The sequence below is a fragment of the Achromobacter insuavis genome (assembly GCF_902859645.1).
GTDB classification, from domain to species: Bacteria; Pseudomonadota; Gammaproteobacteria; order Burkholderiales; family Burkholderiaceae_B; genus Achromobacter; species Achromobacter insuavis.
In genome coordinates, this window is record NZ_CADIJR010000105.1 from 1 (window position 1) to 17405 (window position 17405).

A 17405-nucleotide genomic window follows, 5' to 3' on the forward strand; every position below is an offset into this window, starting at 1 on the left:
CGCCGCGCAGCCGGCGCCGCTGGACGCGCCGCCGCCGCTGGCCCAGCCGGCCGCGCCCGCCAAGCCCACCAACGCGCCCAATGTGGGCGGCGTGTCCGGGGTGCGGCTGAACAACTACGACAAGCCCGCGACGCCCTGATCCCGGCCGCGTCCCGCTGGTTCCGAAACCCGCCTTCCGGCGGGTTTTTTATTGGCAGTCGCCGGCTGGCGGGCCGGGGCCGCGCAGCTCTGGCGCGCTCTCGGGACGGCGGCCCGGCGTGGCGCTGGCAGGCCTTGCGGACGGGTTTGTGATCGTGTGTTTCGGGGTTTTCCCTGTAAGTTCTCATTGAGTGGGAAAAATTTCGACCGATACCACCATAAATTGATAATCTCGCCGCCATCACCACCAGGAGAGCTTGTTGATGGATCAGTCGGTAGGGCCGGGCGCGGACCGGGTGCTTTACGTGTTGGCCACGCTGGCCCGGCACGATGGCCCCCTGAGCATCGCCGCGCTGGCCGAGAAGACCGGCCTGGCGCAGAGCACGCTCTACCGCCAGGTGGCCCTGCTCAAGCGCTGGGGCTTCGTCGCCGAGCACGAGGGCGAATACGGCCCCGGTCCGCTGTGCGTGCAACTGGCCTGGGGTTTCGACCAATCCTCGTTCCTGATCCATGAAGCGCAGCCGGACATGGCGGCATTGGCCGCCGCGTCGGGCGAGACCATCGGCCTGCTGGTGGCGGTCAAGGACCAGGCCGTGTGCCTGGACATGGTCGAGAGCCAGCATCCGCTGCGCTGTTCCTTCACCAAGGGCCGCGGCCTGCCGCTGGCGCGCGGCGCCTCGGCCAAGTCGCTGCTGGCCTTCATGCCGGCCCCGCGCCAGCAGGCCGCGCTGGCCATCCTGGCGCGCGAGTCGGGCGTGGATCCGGTGCGCCTGACCGACGAACTCGAGGCCATCCGCGCCCAGGGCTATGCCGTGACCGACAGCGAAGTCGACGCCGGCGTCTGGGGCGTGAGCGTGCCGATCTTCCAGCGCGCCAACCAGGCGGTGGCCTCCATCACGCTGATGGCTCCGTCCACCCGCGCCGCCCAGCGGCCGCAGGCCTTCATCGACCTGACCGTCGCGGCCGCCCGCCGCATCTCGGGCAGGCTGCAGGCGCACTGACGCCGCCGGTTTCCGCCTTCCATGCATTTCACGCTGTCCCCCACATTCCCGCCGCCTCTCTAGACGCCACACCCCACGCCGTACCGATCGCCGTATCCGTATCCACTTCTTCCTATCAGGATTCGCCATGACTACTCGCCGCACCCTGCTGACCGCCGCCCTGACCCTGGGCCTGGCCTGGAGCATGGGCACCGCCCACGCCCAGGAAACCATCCGCGCCGTGACCGACGCCACCTTCCCGCCCATGGAGTTCGTCAAGGACGGCAAGCGCACCGGCTTTGACATCGAATTGGTCGAGGCCCTGGCCGCCGCCATGGGCAAGAAGGTCGAATGGATCGACATCGACTTCAAGGGCCTGATTCCCGCCCTGCAGGCCGGCCGCGCCGACATCGCCGTGTCCGCCATCTACATCACGCCCGAGCGCAGCAAGGTGGTGGACTTCACCGATCCTTACTACGCCGGCGGCCTGGTCGTGCTGACCAAGAAGGACGGCCCGATCAAGACGCTGAAGGACCTGGACGGCCGCAAGGTGTCGGTGCAGGTCGGCACCAAGTCGGTCAACTACCTGAAGGAACACTACCCGTCGGTGCAGCGCGTCGAGGTCGAGAAGAACCAGGAGATGTTCAACCTGGTGCAGATCGGCCGCGCCGATGCCGCCGTGACCGGCAAGCCGGCCGCCAAGCTGTTCGCCCAGAGCACCACCGACCTGACCGTGCTGGCCGACCAGGTCACCACCGAGGACTACGGCATCGCCGTGCCCAAGAACAAGCCGGAGCTGACGCGCGGCCTGAATGAGGCGCTGCAGAAGATCAAGGCCGATGGCAGCTACCAGGCCATCGTCAACAAGTGGTTCGAGGCGCCCGCGAAATGAACCTGGATTTTGCCCCCGTCTTCGCCGACTTCGACGCGCTGGTGCGCGGCGCGGTGGTCACCATCGAGGTGACCGCCGGCGCCTTGCTGCTGGGCTGCGTCATCGGCCTGCTGGTCGGCGTCGGCCGGCTCAACCCGCAACGCCGCATCATCTACAACCTGTGCAGCGTCTACCTGCTGTTCTTTCGCGGCACGCCGTTGCTGGTGCAGCTGTTCATCTGGTTCTTCGGCCTGCCGCAGTTCGGCGTGACGCTGCCGGCGTTCGCCTGCGGCGTGCTGGGGCTGGGCATGTATTCCGGCGCCTACGTGTCGGAAATCGTGCGCGGCGCGATCCAGTCGGTCGACCGCGGCCAGACCGAGGCGGCCCGTTCGCTGGGCATGTCGTCGGGCCAGGCCATGCGCATCATCATCCTGCCGCAGGCGGTGGTGCGCATGATCCCGCCGCTGGGCAACGAGTTCATCGCGTTGATCAAGAATTCGGCGCTGGTGTCGCTGTTGACCATCCATGACCTGATGCACGAAGGGCAGAAGATCATCAGCGTGTCGTACCGCTCGCTGGAAACCTATCTGGTGGTGGCGCTGATCTACCTGGTCCTGACCACGGCCGCCATGTTGATACTGCGCAGGATCGAGCAACGCCTGCGCGCGGGGGGGATGGTGCAATGAACGCCGCGAATCCGAAAGAAATGATCCGCATCCGCGGCCTGCAGAAATCCTATGGCGACCACGCCGTGCTGCGCGGCATCGACTTCGATGTGCTGCCGTCGCAGGTGGTGGTGGTGATCGGCCCCAGCGGCTCGGGCAAGAGCACGCTGCTGCGCTGCTGCAACGGGCTGGAAGTGGCCCAGGGCGGCACCGTCGAGATCTGCGGCCAGATGCTGCAGAACGAAGGCGAGCAGTTGCCCGAGGCGGCGCTGAACCGCCTGCGCATGCAGGTCGGCATGGTGTTCCAGGGCTTCAACCTGTTCCCGCACCTGTCGGTGCTGGACAACGTCACCGTCGGTCCGCGCACGCTGCGCGGCATGGGCCGCGACGAGGCCAACGCGCTGGCCGAGGACCTGCTGCGCAAGGTCGGCCTGGCGCAGAAGATGTCGGCCATGCCGGCCAGCCTGTCGGGCGGCCAGAAGCAGCGCGTGGCGATCGCCCGCGCGCTGGCGATGCAGCCCAAGGTCATGCTGTTCGACGAACCGACCTCGGCGCTGGACCCGGAGCTGGTGGGCGAAGTGCTGCAGGTCATGAAGCTGCTGGCGCGCGAAGGCATGACCATGATGGTCGTGACCCACGAGATGGGCTTTGCCCGCGACGTGGCTGACGTGGTCGCGGTGATGGACGGCGGCGTGATCCTGGAATCGGGCGCGCCCGAGGTCATCTTCAGCCAGCCGCGCGAGGCCCGCACCCGCGAGTTCCTGCAGGCCGTGCTGAGCACGGGGCAGGGGGCGGCATGACGGCGGCGCAACTCGACAGGAGCCTGTGGACCGCGCGCGACGACAGTGCCGAGCGCGGCGACACGCGCCGCCTGGCGCACATCGTCGAGCCGGCCGCGGGCCAGACGCCGGCCGCGGGCGAGCCGGTGCTGCTGGGCTTCGCCTGCGATGCGGGCGTGGCCCGCAACCAGGGCCGCATCGGCGCGGCGGCCGGCCCCGCCGGCATCCGCAAGTACATGGCCGGCCTGCCGGCGCACGGCCTGACGCGCCTGCTGGACGCGGGCGACGTGGCCTGCGAAGGCGACCAATTGGAAGACGCGCAGGAGCGGCTGGGCCTGGCGGTGGCCGACCTGTTGCGCCAGGGCGCCCGCCCGCTGGTGCTGGGCGGCGGCCATGAGATCGCCTGGGGCAGCTTCCAGGGCCTGGCGCGTTGGCTGGCGGACCGGGGCGATGAGGGCCCGGTGCTGGTGCTGAACCTGGACGCGCATTTCGATCTGCGCACCGGCCGGCCGGGCAGTTCCGGCACGCCGTTCGACCAGATCGCGCATTACTGCGAGGCGCAGGGGCTGGCGCTGCAATACGCCTGCCTGGGCGTGTCGCGGCTGGCCAATACGCCGGCGCTGTATGCGCGCGCGGCCGAAGTGGGCGCGGTGTGGGTCGAGGACCGCGACATGCAGGAGCGTCACCTGGCGGCGCGCCTGGCGAACGTCGACGCCTTGCTGGCGCGGGCCCGCCACGTCTACCTGACCATCGACCTGGACGTGCTGCCGGCGGCGGTGATGCCGGGGGTGTCGGCGCCGGCGCCCTATGGCGTGCCGATGGCGGTGATCGAGGAGATCGTGCTGCGCGTCAAGGCCAGCGGCAAGCTGCGCCTGGCCGACATGGCCGAGTACAGCCCGCGCTTCGATATCGACGGCCATGGCGCCCGCGCGGCGGCGCGCCTGGCCTGGCAACTGCTGTCCGCCTGACACGGTCCGCGGCGCGAGATCCGCCGCGGACTTCCCGCCCGCCGTCATGGCCGCTTGCGCGGCGCATGGCGGCGGGCTTTTTCACGCCTGCGGCGCGGCCAGCGGGATCGACATCTCGTGGTGGAAGAGATTGTCGGGATCGACGCTGCGCTTGGTGGCGATCAGCGCGGCGGTCTTGTTGCCGTAGTACAGGTCGAGCCACTGCGGATCGACGTGGCTGTGGCTGGCGTCGGTGTACTTCATGTCGGTGTCGGGGTAATTGATGTAGCACCCCTCGAACGGCGAGCCTGGCTGGTTGCTGGGCTTGCCGCCGTACTGCGCGAAGTACTCGTCGTACAGGTCGGCGATCCACTTGATGTGGAAGGCGTCCTGGGCCGGATCGGTCCAGTACACCTGGAACTGCGACTTCAGCAGCGACGAGCGCTGGCACACGCTGGTCGGGTTGGCCGTTTCGTCGTTGCGGTTGATGCGGCCGCCATACGAGTCGATCTGCACCAGCGCCTGGTTCAGGCGCGGGTCGTCCGAGCCGTTCAGGTATTCCCACATGGCCATGATCTCGACGTCGCTGAAATTGGCCTTGTGATACGCGGACTTGTACTTGCCGCGCTGGTTGCTGCCCGAGCCGTTGATGCTCTGCGTCAGCCACAGCCAGTCCATCTTCTGCGCATCGTTGACCGCATGGGCCAGCATCCGCGGCGCGGGATGGACCACGCGGTGCGACGGGCCGTACCAATGCGTGGACAGGTTGACGGCGGGCGCGGCGCTGGCCGCCGCGTTCATGGTGGCGACGAAGTCCAGGAACGGCTGGTCGCGCGCGCCGCCGACCTTGCCGTCCTTGCCGGTGTACTGGATGCTCAGCACCACGTCGCCGGTGGAGCGATGCTGCACCTTCAGCAGCGTGAACAGGCCGCCGTTGGCCTTGGCCGGGTCGGGGCTGTTCCAGTCGGCGTCGTGGTCGGCGAACCACTGCCAGTAGGCGCGCATGAAGCGCGCGAAGTTGGCGCGACCGGCCGTGCCGGCGCCGAAGCTGGCCCAGGGGTAAGAGAGGGACAGCCAGTAGGCTTCCTGGGGCGCGGCGGGCAGGTCGGCGTAGTAGTAGGTCAGGATGATGCCGTAGTTGCCGCCGCCGCCGCCGCGGCAGGCGATGAACAGGTCGCGGTCGGCGCCGGTGCTGTGCAGGTTGACGTGCTTGGCGACCAGCTTGCGCGCGCCCGGGCCTTGCGGCACCAGGATGTCCACGCCCGACAGCCAGTCCACCGTCAGCCCGTGCAGGCGCGACAGCAGGCCGTAGCCGCCGCCGACGATGTGCCCGCCCGAGCCGACCGAATAGCACGAGCCGCCGGGCAGGGTGCGGTTGGCGGTCTTGTACAGGTCCAGGTAGCCGTCCCAGTTCTGGTTGCCGGACGCGGCCGCGAAGCGGTAGCGCGCGGCGGGATTCCAGGGCGAGGGGATGTCGCCGGCCTCGCGGTAGCGCAGGCCGGTCATCAGGCTCAGGTCGATGATGGCCAGGGGCTGGCCGTGGTCCTGCGGCAGTTTGTTGGCCACGAAGCCTTCGTAGCAGTGGCCGCCGCTGCGCACCGTGATGCGGCAGCCCTGGGCCAGCGCGGCGTTGGCCGCGTCGAGCACGTCCTGCGGGGTCTTGCAGACATAGATGGCGTTGGCGCCCTGGCCCGTGGTGGGGAAGCGCAGGTTGAAACCCTTTTGCAGGGTCGCATAACGCGGGTCATTGCTGTCAATCAGGGAGAAATCCGACATGCGCACCTCTATGGTTGATTTTCATAAGTGCTGGATGCAAGCGGGCGCCGCCCGCCGGCAACGCGGGATGACAAGCTTTGGAAAGCCGCCGGTGCCGGGTACCGCTAAAACCGGGGCCGGTTGATTCTGGGTCAAGTGGATGACGGTTTCAAGCGGAATGCGACAGGCGCCCGGGCCGGGCTGACACGCGGCTGTGATGTGGCGCCGGTCGAGCGTCGGTGGGGCGGGGAGCGGGCAGGGAGGGCGCCCCGCGGGCTGGACGCTGCCGTCGCGCGGGGCTAGGATAGGCGCAGCGTTTCGGCAGGCTCGGTAACGCTCACGGCCTTCATTTCCTTATTGCGTCCCCAATTAATATTTTTTCTTAAAATATGGGGACGCATAAAGGATATGGATAAAATGGCGCAACTTTGTCAGGAGAGCATGTTCATGTCTCAAACTCCCACCCATGCCTTGCCGTCTTATCTGAATGCCGAAGAACTCGGCCCCTGGGGTAATTACCTGCAACAAGTCGATCGGGTCACCCCGTATCTCGGATCGCTGGCGCGCTGGGTCGAGACCCTGAAGCGCCCGAAGCGCTCGCTGATCGTCGACGTGCCGATCGAGCTGGACAACGGCAGCGTGGCCCACTTCGAAGGCTACCGCGTGCAGCACAACACCTCGCGCGGCCCGGGCAAGGGCGGCGTGCGTTTTCACCAGGACGTGACCCTGTCGGAAGTGATGGCGCTGGCCGCCTGGATGTCGGTCAAGAACGCCGCGGTCAACCTGCCGTACGGCGGCGCCAAGGGCGGCATCCGCGTCGACCCGCGCAAGCTGTCGCAATCCGAACTCGAGCGCATGACGCGCCGCTACACCTCGGAAATCGGCGTCATCATCGGCCCGTCCAAGGACATTCCCGCCCCTGACGTGAACACCAACGCCCAGACCATGGCCTGGATGATGGACACGTACTCCATGAACGAAGGCTCGACCGCCACCGGCGTCGTGACCGGCAAGCCGATCGCGCTGGGCGGCAGCCTGGGCCGCGTCGAGGCCACCGGCCGCGGCGTGTTCGTGGTCGGCTGCGAAGCCGCCCGCGACCTGAACATCGACGTGTCCAAGGCGCGCGTGGTGGTGCAGGGCTTCGGCAACGTGGGTGGCACCGCCGCCCGCCTGTTCCATGAAGCCGGCGCCAAGGTCATCGCGGCGCAGGACCACACCGGCACGGTGCACAACGCCGCCGGCCTCGACGTCCACAAGCTGCTGTCGCACGTGTCGCAGCATGGCGGCGTGGGCGGCTTCTCCGGCGGCCAGGCCCTGGACAAGAACGAGTTCTGGACGCTCGAAACCGAATTCCTGATCCCGGCGGCCCTGGAAAGCCAGATCACCGCCGACAACGCCGCCAAGGTGCGCGCCAAGATCGTGGTGGAAGGCGCCAACGGCCCGACCACCCCGGAAGCGGACGACATCCTGGCCGAGAACGGCGTGTACGTGGTGCCGGACGTGCTGGCCAACGCCGGCGGCGTGACGGTGTCGTACTTCGAATGGGTGCAGGACTTCTCCAGCTTCTTCTGGAGCGAGGACGAAATCAACCAGCGCCTGGAACGCATCATGCGCGAGGCCTACGCCTCGATCGCGCTGGTGGCCAAGGAGCACAAGGTGACGCTGCGCACCGCCGCCTTCATCGTGGCTTGCACGCGCATCCTGCAGGCTCGCCAGGTGCGCGGCCTGTACCCGTAAAGTCCTTCTGGCGCCGGGCCCTGGCCCGGCGCCTGGAGGAGCGTGAGGAAGACAGGAAAACCGCCCCGACAGGGGCGGTTTCCATTTGGGCGGCGCAAAGGCGGGCGCCGCCCTAGGACTTCGGCAGCAGTTCCGGCTTGAGGATGCCGCGCAGATCCGCGTAGGGGATGCTCAGCTCGGGCTCGCCGTACGAATACGGCGCGATCGAGTAGGCGTCGTACTTGACCACGATGCCGTCGCGCGTGAGCGCGAAGTTGTCGCTTTCCTGGAACGGCCACATCTTGTTGTAGGCCGCCGGGTCGCGCTTGGCGTCGCTGTTGCTGGCCAGCCACTTGGCGTGGGCCCGCTGCAGCGCGGCGACGTATTCGGCGCGGCGGCCGGGAATCAGGGCCTCGTCCAGCGCCATGACGCGGCCGCGGCTGCGCTCCCAGTTCAGGTACTGGGTGGCCGGAATGCCGTGCGCGGCGCCGGTCAGGAACTGCTCGGTGTGCAGTTCGATCGAGACGATGTCGCCGACGGTGTCCTTGACGCTGGCCTTGAAGTAGGTGGCGTCGCGCGGGCGCGCGGTGGACCAGAAATACTGCGTGTATTCCGACAGCGTCTCGTAGGGGCCGCGACGGTTGGCGTCGGTGCCGGTCATGTAGGCCAGCACGTGGTCGACCAGCGCGCTCAGCTTGGGGATGCCGGGGAAGGCCACGCTGTCGATCTCGATGCGCGGACAGTCGCCCTTGCAGTCGGGCTTGTTGGACGCCCACTTGATGCGCTCGGTGGACAGGTCGCCGATCTTCTCGGGCGTGGCCGTGCTGGCGGCCGCCGTCGGCGACTCCAGCGTGATGTTGGCGGGGGGCGAACTGCCGCAGCCGGCCAAGGCCAGCAGGGCGGCTCCCAGGACCGCGGCGGACAGGCCGCGCGGCGTGCGGGGACGACGCATTGAACTACCTCCAGAAAACCCGGCCGCGCGCGGGCGCGGCCGTCCAACGGTTACCCGCGGCGGATCAGGGAACCACCGCGGTCCATTCGGGCGTGGAGAACTTCTCGGCGGCCTGGGCCTCGGCCTGCGCCAGCGTGGCGGCGCCCAGCTGGCCCGGCGTCAGCCGGTGCAGGCCGGCGAAGGTGTCCACCATGCGCTGGATGATGACTTCCCGCGCCAGTCCGGTCTGGGTGCGCAGCGGGTCGACGCGCTTCTTGGCGCTGGTGGTGCCCTTGTCCGACAGTTTCTCGCGCCCGATGCGCAAGACTTCCACCATTTTATCGGCGTCGATGTCGTAGGACATGGTGACGTGGTGCAGCACCGCGCCGGCGCGGCGGGCCTGGGCGGCGCCGCCGATCTTGCCGATGTCCGAGGCGATGTCGTTGAGCGGCTGGTACCAGGCCTTGATGCCCAGGCCCTGCAGCGCCTGCAGCACCCAGGCGTCCAGGAACGCGTAGCTTTCCTGGAAGCTCATGCCGTGCACCAGCGCCTGCGGCGCGCTCAGCGAATAGGTGATGCTGTTGCCCGGCTCGATGAACATCGCGCCGCCGCCGCTGACGCGGCGCACGACCTCGATGCCGTGGCGCCGGGCGCCCTCGGGGTCGACTTCGTTCTTGAGCGATTGAAAGCGGCCGATCACGACCGCGGGCGCCGACCATTCCCAGATGCGCAGGGTGGGCGGGCGCGTGCCGGCGCCGACCTCGTCGGTGATGACGGCGTCCAGCGCCATGTGCAGCGCGGGGCGTTGCGGCGCTTCGTGGATCAGCTGCCAGTCGTAGTCGTTCCAGTCGGTGCGGGTCATGCCAGCGCCCTCCGCAGCACCACGGCCACGGCCTCGGCCGAGAAACCGAACATCTCGGTATCGGCGGGCAGCGCCGACTGCACCGCCAGCGCCAGTTCCAGTTCGCCGGCGTCGGCGGGCAGGCCGTTCAGGCCGCGGTTGATGGCTTCCAGCGCCTCGGGCGGTTCCAGGAAGAAATCGCCGCTGATGCGGACATCGGCCAGGCGGCCATCGCGGACTTCCAGGTCCGCGACCACCAGCTTGCCGCCGGGGACTTTGTATTCGCCGTGCATGGGGCGCTCCTTTGATAATCAGGGCCTGCGCCGGGCGGCGGCTACAGGCTCAGTTTCATGCCGTCGTGGCTGGCCACGAAACCCAGGCTTTCGTAGAAGCGGCGGGCGTCGGGCCGGGCGCGGTCGGTGGTCAGCTGCACCATCTCGCATCCCTGCGAGCGGCACTGCTCGATGGCCCACTCGAACATGGCGCGTCCCAGGCCCTGGCCGCGCGCCGACGAGGCGATGCGCACGCTCTCGATCTGTCCGCGCCATTGGCCCAGCCGCGACAGGCCGGGTATGAACGATAACTGCAAACAGCCGATCAGGCGCGCGTCGCGCTCGACCACCGCGAAGAACTGGTTCGGGTCCTGCTCGATGGCGGCAAAAGCCGCAGTGTAGCGGGGGTTGAGCGGAATCGAGGGATCTTCGCGCCTGGCGCCCAGTTCGTCGTCGGCCAGCATGGCCACGATCTCGGGCAGGTCGCCCAGGCGCGCGCGGCGGAACCGTAGCGGGGAATCGGTCATGGCGGCCTCGCTCAGCGCACGTTCTGGGCGGTCTGGCCGAACAGGATGCGGCGCGATTCGTCGTCGCTGACGGACGGCGCGGTGTTGACCTTGTCGGCCAGCGCGTAGGCGCGCTGCACGGCCGGACGCGCGGCGATGGCGTCGAACCAGCGCTTCAGGTGCGGGAAGTCGTTCAGGTCCTGGCCCTGCTTGGCGTGCGGCACGATCCAGGGGTAGGCCGCCATGTCGGCGATGGAGTAGTCGCCGGCGACGAATTCGCGGTCGGCCAGGCGCTTGTTCAGCACGCCGTAGAGGCGGTTGGTTTCCTTGACGTAGCGTTCGATGGCGTAGGGGATGCGCTCGGGCGCGTAGCCGGAGAAGTGGTGGTTCTGGCCGGCCATGGGGCCCAGGCCGCCCATCTGCCAGAACAGCCATTGCGAGACTTCGGCGCGGCCACGCAGGTCGGCGGGCAGGAAGCGGCCGGTCTTTTCGGCCAGGTACTGCAGGATGGCGCCGGATTCGAACAGCGACAGCGGCGCGCCGCCGTCGGCGGGCTGCTGGTCGACGATGGCCGGAATGCGGTTGTTGGGCGCGATGGCCAGGAACGCGGGCTTGAACTGGTCGCCCTTGCTGATGTTGACCGGGTGGATCTCGTACGGCAGCCCGGTTTCTTCCAGGAAGATCGTGATCTTGTGGCCGTTGGGGGTGGTCCAGTAATAGAGATCGATCATGGGGATTCCTTAGCGTCTTGGCGCCGCCGGCCACTGCCGGCGGATCGGAAGGCCCATGATAGCGGCGCCCCGGGCGGGCGGCCGAATACCCGGGGGCGCGGTGCGGGTTTGGCCCGCGCCCCGGCTCAGGCCGCGCCGGGCCGGGCGCCGCCGCGCAGACGCCACTGCCAGTTCAGGCTGACGCCGGCGGCCGCCAGGAAGATCATGGCCACGCCCAGCACCTGGGTGGCGTCCATGCGGTGGCCGTACACCACCAGGTCCAGCAGGATCGCCACGGCCGGGTAGATGAAGCTGAGGGCGGCGGTCGAGGTGGTGGGCAGCTTCTGGATCGCCGAATACATCAGGATGTACATCAGGCAGGTGTGGACCAGGCCCAGCGCCACCAGGTAGCCCCATTGCAGCGGGGCGGCCGGCAGCGCCTGGAAGTCGGCCATCGGCAGCAGCATCACCGCGCCCAGCGTCACCTGCACCAGCGCCAGCACCTGCGGCGGGATGCCCTTCAGGCGTTTGACGATGACGGCGGTGATGCCATAGAGCGCCGCCGCGCCCAGCCCCAGCAGCAGGCCCGACAGGTAGGCGTCGCCGCCGCTGTGGTCGGTGAGCTTGAGCACCAGCAGCAGGCCGGCGAAGGCGATCACCGACCAGGCCAGCTTGCCGCGCGTGGGCCGCTCGCCCAGGAACAGCGCGCCCAGGCCGATCAGGAAGAAGGGCTGCACGTTGTAGACGGCGGTGGCCAGCGAGATCGACGCCAGCCGGTAGGCCGAGAACAGCAGCACCCAGTTCAGCACCAGCGCGGCCCCGGCGGCCAGCGCCAGCGCCAGCGTGCGGGCGGTGAACAGGCCGGGCTTGAGCAGGCCGCGGGCCCAGCAGTACAGGAACAGCGACAGGGCGCCGAAGACGCAGCGGAAGAACACCACGTTCCAGGCGCTCTGGCCGGATTCCAGGACGAACACGCCCAGGGTGCCGGACAGGGTCATGGCGGCGGCCATCTGGGCCAGGCCGAGGCGATCGGATGAGGGGGACATGGAAGGCTCCAGGGGACCGCGCGGTCCACGATTCGATGGAGAAATTATCCCAGGCCGATCGGGCCGGTTATATGATGTTGCTGTGCCGGTTTGGCCTGTCAACCTTCGTTCGGGTGGAATTTATGCAGAATGACCTAAAAAATGAAAACCCCGTCCTGGATGGTATCGACCGCCGCCTGGTCGAGGCGCTGACGGCCAACGCGCGCACCACCACCGCCGACCTGGCGCGCCAGGTCGGCATGTCCGCGCCGAGCGTGGCCGACCGCCTGCGGCGGCTGGAGGAATCGGGCGTGATCCGCGCCTATACCCTGGACGTGGACCCGGTGGCGCTGGGCTACACGCTCGAGGCGATCGTGCGCATCCGGCCGCTGCCGGGCCAGTTGCGGCGGGTCGAGGGGCTGATCCAGGAGATCCCGCAATTCGTGGAATGCGACAAGGTCACGGGCGACGACTGCTTCATCGCGCGCGTGGTGCTGCGCTCGATCACCCACCTGGACGGCATCCTGGAGCGCGTGACCGAGTTCGCCGAGACCAACACCGCTATCGTCAAGGCGCACACGGTGCGCCGCCGGCTGCCGCCGTTGCGCTGAGGGGGGCGGGCTGGGCAAGGCGGCGGCTGGACGCCGCGCCGGGGACGGGCTGGCGCGACGCGTCGGCCAGGCCAGGGCGATTCAGGCGGCGGGCGCCGCCAGGGCGCGGACGATGTCGTCCTTCAGGCCGGCCGGCGTGTCGGTGGGGGCGTAGCGCTTGATCACCTGGCCGTCGCGGCCCACCAGGAACTTGGTGAAGTTCCACTTGATGCCCTCGGTGCCGAAGACGCCGGGCTTTTCGCCCTTGAGCCAGCGGTACAGCGGGTCGGCGTCGGCGCCGTTGACGTCGATCTTGGCGAACAGCGGGAAGGTGATGTCGTACTGCGTGGTGCAGAAGTCGAGGATCTCGGCCTCGTTGCCCGGCTCCTGGCGGCCGAACTGGTCGCAGGGAAAGCCCAGCACCGTCAGGCCGTCGTCGCGCAGCGCGCGGTACAGATCTTCCAGGCCCGAGTACTGCGGCGTGAAGCCGCATTTCGAGGCCACGTTCACCACCAGCAGCACCCGGCCGCGGTAGGCGGACAGGGGCTGGTCGGCGCCGTGGATGTCGCGGGCCGAGAAATCGTAGATCGTGCTCATGCGGGCTCCTTGGGGTCAGGCGTCGGAACGGGACGAGGCCAGCGCGCCGGTTTGCGGCGGCTGCGTCATCCCGGCGTGGCGCCCATAGTAGCGCGTGCCCCACAGGGTCAGCAGCAACACCGCCGCGGTGATGGCCGCGGACATCCATGGCAGGTCGGTCAGCGGCAGGCCGTGGCCCAGCGCCAGGCTGCCGAGCCAGGCGCCGCCGGCGTTGCCCAGGTTGAAGGCGCCCTGGTTCAGGGTCGAGGCCAGGTTGGGCGCCTCGGCCGCCTGGTCGACGATCAGCGTCTGCAGCAGCGGCACCACGGCAAAGCCCAGCGTGCCCCAGATGAAGGTCATCACCAGCATCGGCGCCAGCGCGTGGATGGCCTGGCTCAGCGCCAGGAACACCAGCAGCAGGCCCAGGAAGATGCGGCGCAACGACACTTCCAGATTGCGGTCGCCCAGCTTGCCGCCGAGCGTGCTGCCCACCGTGAGCGCCACGCCGAACAGCAGCAGCACGCCGGTCACGCCGCGTTCGGACACGCCGGTGATGTCGCGCAGGATCGGCGCGATATAGGTCAGCACGCAGAACAGCGCGGCCGAGGCCAGCACGCTGGCGACCAGCGGCCACAGCACGCGCACGTCGCGCAGCACGCGGAATTCACGCAGGATGTTGCCGGGTTGCATCGGGATGCGGCCGGGCAGCCACGCCGCCAGCGCCGCCACCGCGGCCAGCCCGATGCCGCTGACCACCCAGAAGGTCGAGCGCCAGCCCGCCACCTGGCCCAGCGCGGTGCCCAGCGGCACGCCCAGCACGTTGGCCAGCGTCAGGCCGGTGAACATCAGCGCGATGGCGCTGGAGCGCTGGTGGCGCGGCACCAGGTCGGCCGCCACCACCGCGCCGATGCCGAAGAAGGCGCCATGGCAGAAGGCGGTGAAGACGCGCGCGGCCATCAGCGTGCCGTAGCCCGGCGCCAGCGCACAGAGCAGGTTGCCCAGCACGAAGGTGCTGGCCAGGCCGATCAGCGTGGCCTTGCGCGGCATGCGCGCGGTGATGATGGCCATGATGGGCGCGCCGATCACCACGCCCATGGCGTAGCCCGTGATCAGCAGGCCGGCGATGTCGATGCTGACGTCCAGGTCGGCGGCAACGTTGGGCAAGAGGCCCATGATGACGAATTCGCTGGTGCCGATGCCGAAAGCGGCGGCGGCCAGCGCGATGAGATGCAGGGGCATGTAAAACCGGGGAGAGGGCCGGGCGCACGGGGCCCCGGCGACAGGGAAGGGTGCGCGAATTTTAGAGCAGCCGCTCGCGCGCGCCGCCGCAAATCCCTGTTGCCGATGCGGGTATACCCTTGGCCTGCATTCAGACCAGTTTCAGGTCCAGCGGCGGGGTGCCCGGGAACACCTGCGCCAGCCGGGCCGGCGGCAGGCCGTACAGGCGCGAGAACAGGCCGGCGAACAGCGCGCGGTATTCATTGAGCACCGGGTAGTCGCGGTCCTGGAACAGGGTCTCGCGTTTGACCGGGACCTGGCGGCCGGCAATGCGGCCGCCCTGCACATTGCCCCCCAGCACCCAGTAGACCGTGCCGTGGCCGTGGTCGGTGCCCTTGTTGCCGTTCTCGCGGAAGGTGCGGCCGAATTCGCTGATGACGACCACCGTGGCCTGCTTCCAGGCCGGGCCCATGGCATCGGCGTAGCCAGCCAGCGCCCGCCCCAGCTGGCCGAGCCGGTTGGCCAGCATGCCGCTGGCGTTGCCCTGGCCGACGTGCGTGTCCCAGCCGCCGACGTCGACGAAGCCGAGGTTGTAGCTGTCGCGCATGAAGCGGCCGATGCGGCGCGCTTCCTGCTCCAGCCTGTCGGCCGACACGGCGTTGCCGCTGGCGGCCTCCATTTCCGCGTCGAGTTCGGCGCGCGTGGCGCCCATGATGCGCTGGCCCTCGGCGACCGAGGCGCCCAGGTCGGTGTGCTGGTACATCGCGGCGATGGCGCGGTTGTCGGCCTCGGACAGGCGCGACTTGCGGGCCGCGCCGCCCAGGTCGATGTTGGGCACGCGCTCGGCGCCGCGGAAGATCTGCGGCACCTCGGTGGTGAAGGCGGCCGCCTGCATGCCCTTGCCGTCGAGCGCGGCGGCCAGGCGGTTCAGGAAGCCCGAACGGAAGTCGCCGTTCCTGTCCCGGGCCGCGCCCTGGCCGAGTTCGATGCGGTTCTGGGTCTCGAAGTGGCTGCGGCTGGTGTCGTCGGTGCCGGCGAACGGCACGAAGGCCAGCTGGCGCTTCTGGTAGAAGGGCATCAGGCTTTCGGCCAGCGCCGGGTGCAGGGCCCAGCCGTCGGCCAGGGGCAGGGCGGCGCCGGCACCGCTGCCGGGCCTGGCGATGGCGATGCTCGGGCGCGACTCGTAATAGAAGTCGCTGCCGGCCGGCACTAGCAGGCTGGCGGCGTCGTAGGCGCCGCGCATGAAGACGACCAGCAGCTTGTTGCCGGCGGCGGCCGGCGCGGCGTACAGGCGGCTGGCGCCGGCGACGAGCGGCGCCGAGGCCAGGAGTTGCAGGATGCGGCGGCGATGCATGATGTGTCTCCCGCGGCGGGTCAGCGCCGCATGAATTCGGGCGAGGCCAGCAGATAGGTGTTGGCGTCCTTGGGGTTCTTCGCCTGCGCGATGGCGTCGCGGGTGGCGGGCGACAGGCGCGCGAACAGGCCGTCGGCGGCGTTCTCGCGCAGCAGGTCGGGCAGGCGCGGCAATTCCACAGGCCCCTTGTCGTCGCCCTCGCGGTAGAAGGCCTGCGGCGCGGCGGCGATGGCGCGCGCCACTTCGAAGCGCGCGGTCATCTGGCCCGAGCCGGCCCAGTCCGACTGCGCCTGCGGATAGCCGTCGGGCGTCAGGCGCTGGTTCAGCGGCTGGCCCAGCTGCCTGAGCATGGCCATGGCCGGGCGCGGATTGGCGATGGGAGGCAGGTCGGCGTAGGTCAGCCGCAAGGCCGAGTACACGTAATGCACGGGGTCCTTGAACACGCCGGTCCTGAGCGACTGCGTGAATTCCGGCGAGCCGTACAGCGTCTGCAGCGTGGCGGCGATGTCGCCGTCGCTGGCCTGGAAGGTGCGGGCCATCCTGTCGATGACCGAGGCCGGCGGCGCGTCGCCCATGAAGTAGGCGGCCAGCTTGGCGCTGATGAAGCGCGCGGTGGCGGGATGGCGCGCCAGCAGGTCGACCGCCTCGTCGACCTCGGCCAGGCCGGCGCCGCGGATCGTGTGGCCCAGGAACTGCTTGTCGCCGTAGTCGTGGCGCGCCGGGTTGAACAGGAACAGGCCGTCCAGCACCACCTGGCCGCGCAGCGCCGGCCGCACCTTGGGCGGGCCTTCCTGGTTGTGGATGCCCAGGCCGGTGAGAATCCGCGCCAGTTCCTGCACGTCGGCCTGCGTGTAGCCGCCCTTGACGCCCAGCGTGTGCAGCTCCATCAGTTCGCGCGCGTAGTTTTCATTGATGCGGCCCACGGCGTTCTGAGTGTTGTCCAGGTACACCAGCATCGCCGGCGAACGCAGCGTGGCCGCCAGCAGGTCGCGGAACTTGCCGAGCGCGTGCGGGCGGATGGCGCGTTCCTCATACTGGTTGATATAGGTGCCGACGTCGTTCTTGGCCGCATAGACGTTGAAGTGGTTCATCCAGAACCAGGTCATCTGCTCCTGCAATTGATTGGGCGAGTACAGCGCGCGGTAGAGCGCGCGGCTGGCGGTGTCGTCGGCGCGCTGGCGCGAGATGGCGCGGGCGTCGCGCTGGGCCTGCTGCCTGGCGTCGGGGGCGGCGTCCTTGGCGCCCTGGCGCAGGCCGCGCTGTTCGGCGTGCGCGTCCTCGGCGCTCTGGCGCGAGATCGACAGCGCGTCGATGCGTTGCTGCACGGCGGCGGGCAGGCGCGCCCCGGGATCGGGATGCAGCTGCGCCTGCAGATAGCGCTGCGGGCCGAGTTCGCGCATGCGCGCCAGCTCGGCCGGGGTGGCGCCCCAGGTGATGCGGTTGACCAGCGCGGCGTCGAGCGCCTGGGCGTCGGCTTCGTGGCCGGTGGCGGCGGGCTTGGGCGCGGCGGGCGGCGGGGCCGTGCCGGGGG

The 17405-nt window shown here is 69.3% G+C and carries 18 protein-coding genes; 7 read left to right on the forward strand and 11 right to left on the reverse strand.

Annotation, left to right across the window (positions count from 1 at the left end):
* The first annotated feature begins 398 nt into the window (after positions 1-398).
* The 5 genes from H0523_RS29075 to hutG all read left to right on the forward strand — a co-directional run bounded on the left by H0523_RS29075 (position 399) and on the right by hutG (position 4401).
* Positions 399-1139 (forward strand): IclR family transcriptional regulator, encoded by a 741-nt coding sequence (locus H0523_RS29075; RefSeq protein ID WP_180180236.1) that lies wholly within the window; start codon positions 399-401, stop codon positions 1137-1139.
* 127 nt (positions 1140-1266) lie between these two features.
* On the forward strand, positions 1267-2010 hold the full coding sequence (locus tag H0523_RS29080) for a transporter substrate-binding domain-containing protein (protein WP_054435431.1): 744 nt from the start codon (positions 1267-1269) through the stop codon (positions 2008-2010).
* On the forward strand, positions 2007-2675 hold the full coding sequence (locus H0523_RS29085; protein WP_054435432.1) for an amino acid ABC transporter permease: 669 nt from the start codon (positions 2007-2009) through the stop codon (positions 2673-2675). Before H0523_RS29080 ends, H0523_RS29085 begins: the two co-directional genes overlap by 4 nt.
* Complete coding sequence (locus H0523_RS29090; RefSeq protein WP_047992730.1) at positions 2672-3454, forward strand: amino acid ABC transporter ATP-binding protein; 783 nt, start codon at positions 2672-2674, stop codon at positions 3452-3454. The genes H0523_RS29085 and H0523_RS29090 overlap by 4 nt, the downstream gene beginning before the upstream one ends.
* Entirely contained in the window at positions 3451-4401 is a 951-nt protein-coding gene (gene hutG, locus H0523_RS29095) for a formimidoylglutamase (RefSeq protein ID WP_054435434.1), read from the forward strand. The genes H0523_RS29090 and hutG overlap by 4 nt, the downstream gene beginning before the upstream one ends.
* An 81-nt stretch (positions 4402-4482) precedes the next feature.
* On the opposite strand, the gene H0523_RS29100 is transcribed toward hutG, so the two are convergent.
* Positions 4483-6156: an FAD-binding oxidoreductase gene (locus H0523_RS29100; RefSeq protein WP_054435436.1), complete on the reverse strand. Its 1674-nt coding sequence runs from the start codon at positions 6154-6156 to the stop codon at positions 4483-4485.
* Positions 6157-6582: 426 nt separating this feature from the next.
* Between H0523_RS29100 and H0523_RS29105 the strand changes: the two genes are divergently transcribed.
* Entirely contained in the window at positions 6583-7872 is a 1290-nt protein-coding gene (locus tag H0523_RS29105) for a Glu/Leu/Phe/Val family dehydrogenase (protein WP_054435474.1), read from the forward strand.
* A gap of 112 nt (positions 7873-7984) precedes the next feature.
* Here H0523_RS29105 and H0523_RS29110 read toward each other — a convergent pair whose 3' ends face one another.
* From H0523_RS29110 to H0523_RS29135, 6 genes are all read right to left on the reverse strand, one after another.
* Positions 7985-8803, reverse strand: a complete 819-nt coding sequence (locus H0523_RS29110) for an RsiV family protein (RefSeq protein WP_054435439.1) — start codon at positions 8801-8803, stop codon at positions 7985-7987.
* Positions 8804-8867: 64 nt separating this feature from the next.
* The gene (locus H0523_RS29115; RefSeq protein WP_054435441.1) at positions 8868-9644 is read right to left on the reverse strand and encodes a lipoate--protein ligase family protein; all 777 of its coding nucleotides are present in this window, start codon (positions 9642-9644) and stop codon (positions 8868-8870) included.
* A complete protein-coding gene (lplB, locus tag H0523_RS29120; protein ID WP_054435443.1) occupies positions 9641-9916 on the reverse strand; it encodes a lipoate-protein ligase small subunit in 276 nt (91 codons plus the stop codon). Before lplB ends, H0523_RS29115 begins: the two co-directional genes overlap by 4 nt.
* A 41-nt stretch (positions 9917-9957) precedes the next feature.
* Positions 9958-10422: a GNAT family N-acetyltransferase gene (locus H0523_RS29125; protein ID WP_054435444.1), complete on the reverse strand. Its 465-nt coding sequence runs from the start codon at positions 10420-10422 to the stop codon at positions 9958-9960.
* Between the two features lie 11 nt (positions 10423-10433).
* On the reverse strand, positions 10434-11132 hold the full coding sequence (locus H0523_RS29130) for a glutathione S-transferase N-terminal domain-containing protein (protein WP_054435446.1): 699 nt from the start codon (positions 11130-11132) through the stop codon (positions 10434-10436).
* 125 nt (positions 11133-11257) lie between these two features.
* Positions 11258-12157 carry a DMT family transporter gene (locus tag H0523_RS29135; protein WP_054435450.1) on the reverse strand — a complete coding sequence of 300 codons (900 nt, stop codon included), beginning with the start codon at positions 12155-12157 and terminating at the stop codon, positions 11258-11260.
* A 122-nt stretch (positions 12158-12279) separates the two neighbouring features.
* On the opposite strand from H0523_RS29135, the gene H0523_RS29140 reads away from it, so the two are divergent.
* Positions 12280-12747 (forward strand): Lrp/AsnC family transcriptional regulator, encoded by a 468-nt coding sequence (locus tag H0523_RS29140; RefSeq protein WP_054435452.1) that lies wholly within the window; start codon positions 12280-12282, stop codon positions 12745-12747.
* Positions 12748-12828: 81 nt separating this feature from the next.
* Here the strand turns inward: H0523_RS29140 and H0523_RS29145 are convergent, their stop codons facing one another.
* The 4 genes from H0523_RS29145 to H0523_RS29160 form a co-directional block, all read right to left on the reverse strand.
* Complete coding sequence (locus H0523_RS29145) at positions 12829-13323, reverse strand: glutathione peroxidase (RefSeq protein ID WP_054435454.1); 495 nt, start codon at positions 13321-13323, stop codon at positions 12829-12831.
* Positions 13324-13338: 15 nt separating this feature from the next.
* Entirely contained in the window at positions 13339-14541 is a 1203-nt protein-coding gene (locus H0523_RS29150; protein WP_054435456.1) for an MFS transporter, read from the reverse strand.
* Between the two features lie 130 nt (positions 14542-14671).
* Complete coding sequence (locus H0523_RS29155) at positions 14672-15874, reverse strand: DUF1501 domain-containing protein (RefSeq protein WP_054435460.1); 1203 nt, start codon at positions 15872-15874, stop codon at positions 14672-14674.
* Positions 15875-15894: 20 nt separating this feature from the next.
* The coding region (locus tag H0523_RS29160; RefSeq protein WP_180180237.1) for a DUF1800 domain-containing protein at positions 15895-17405 on the reverse strand (1511 nt) is incomplete at its 5' end.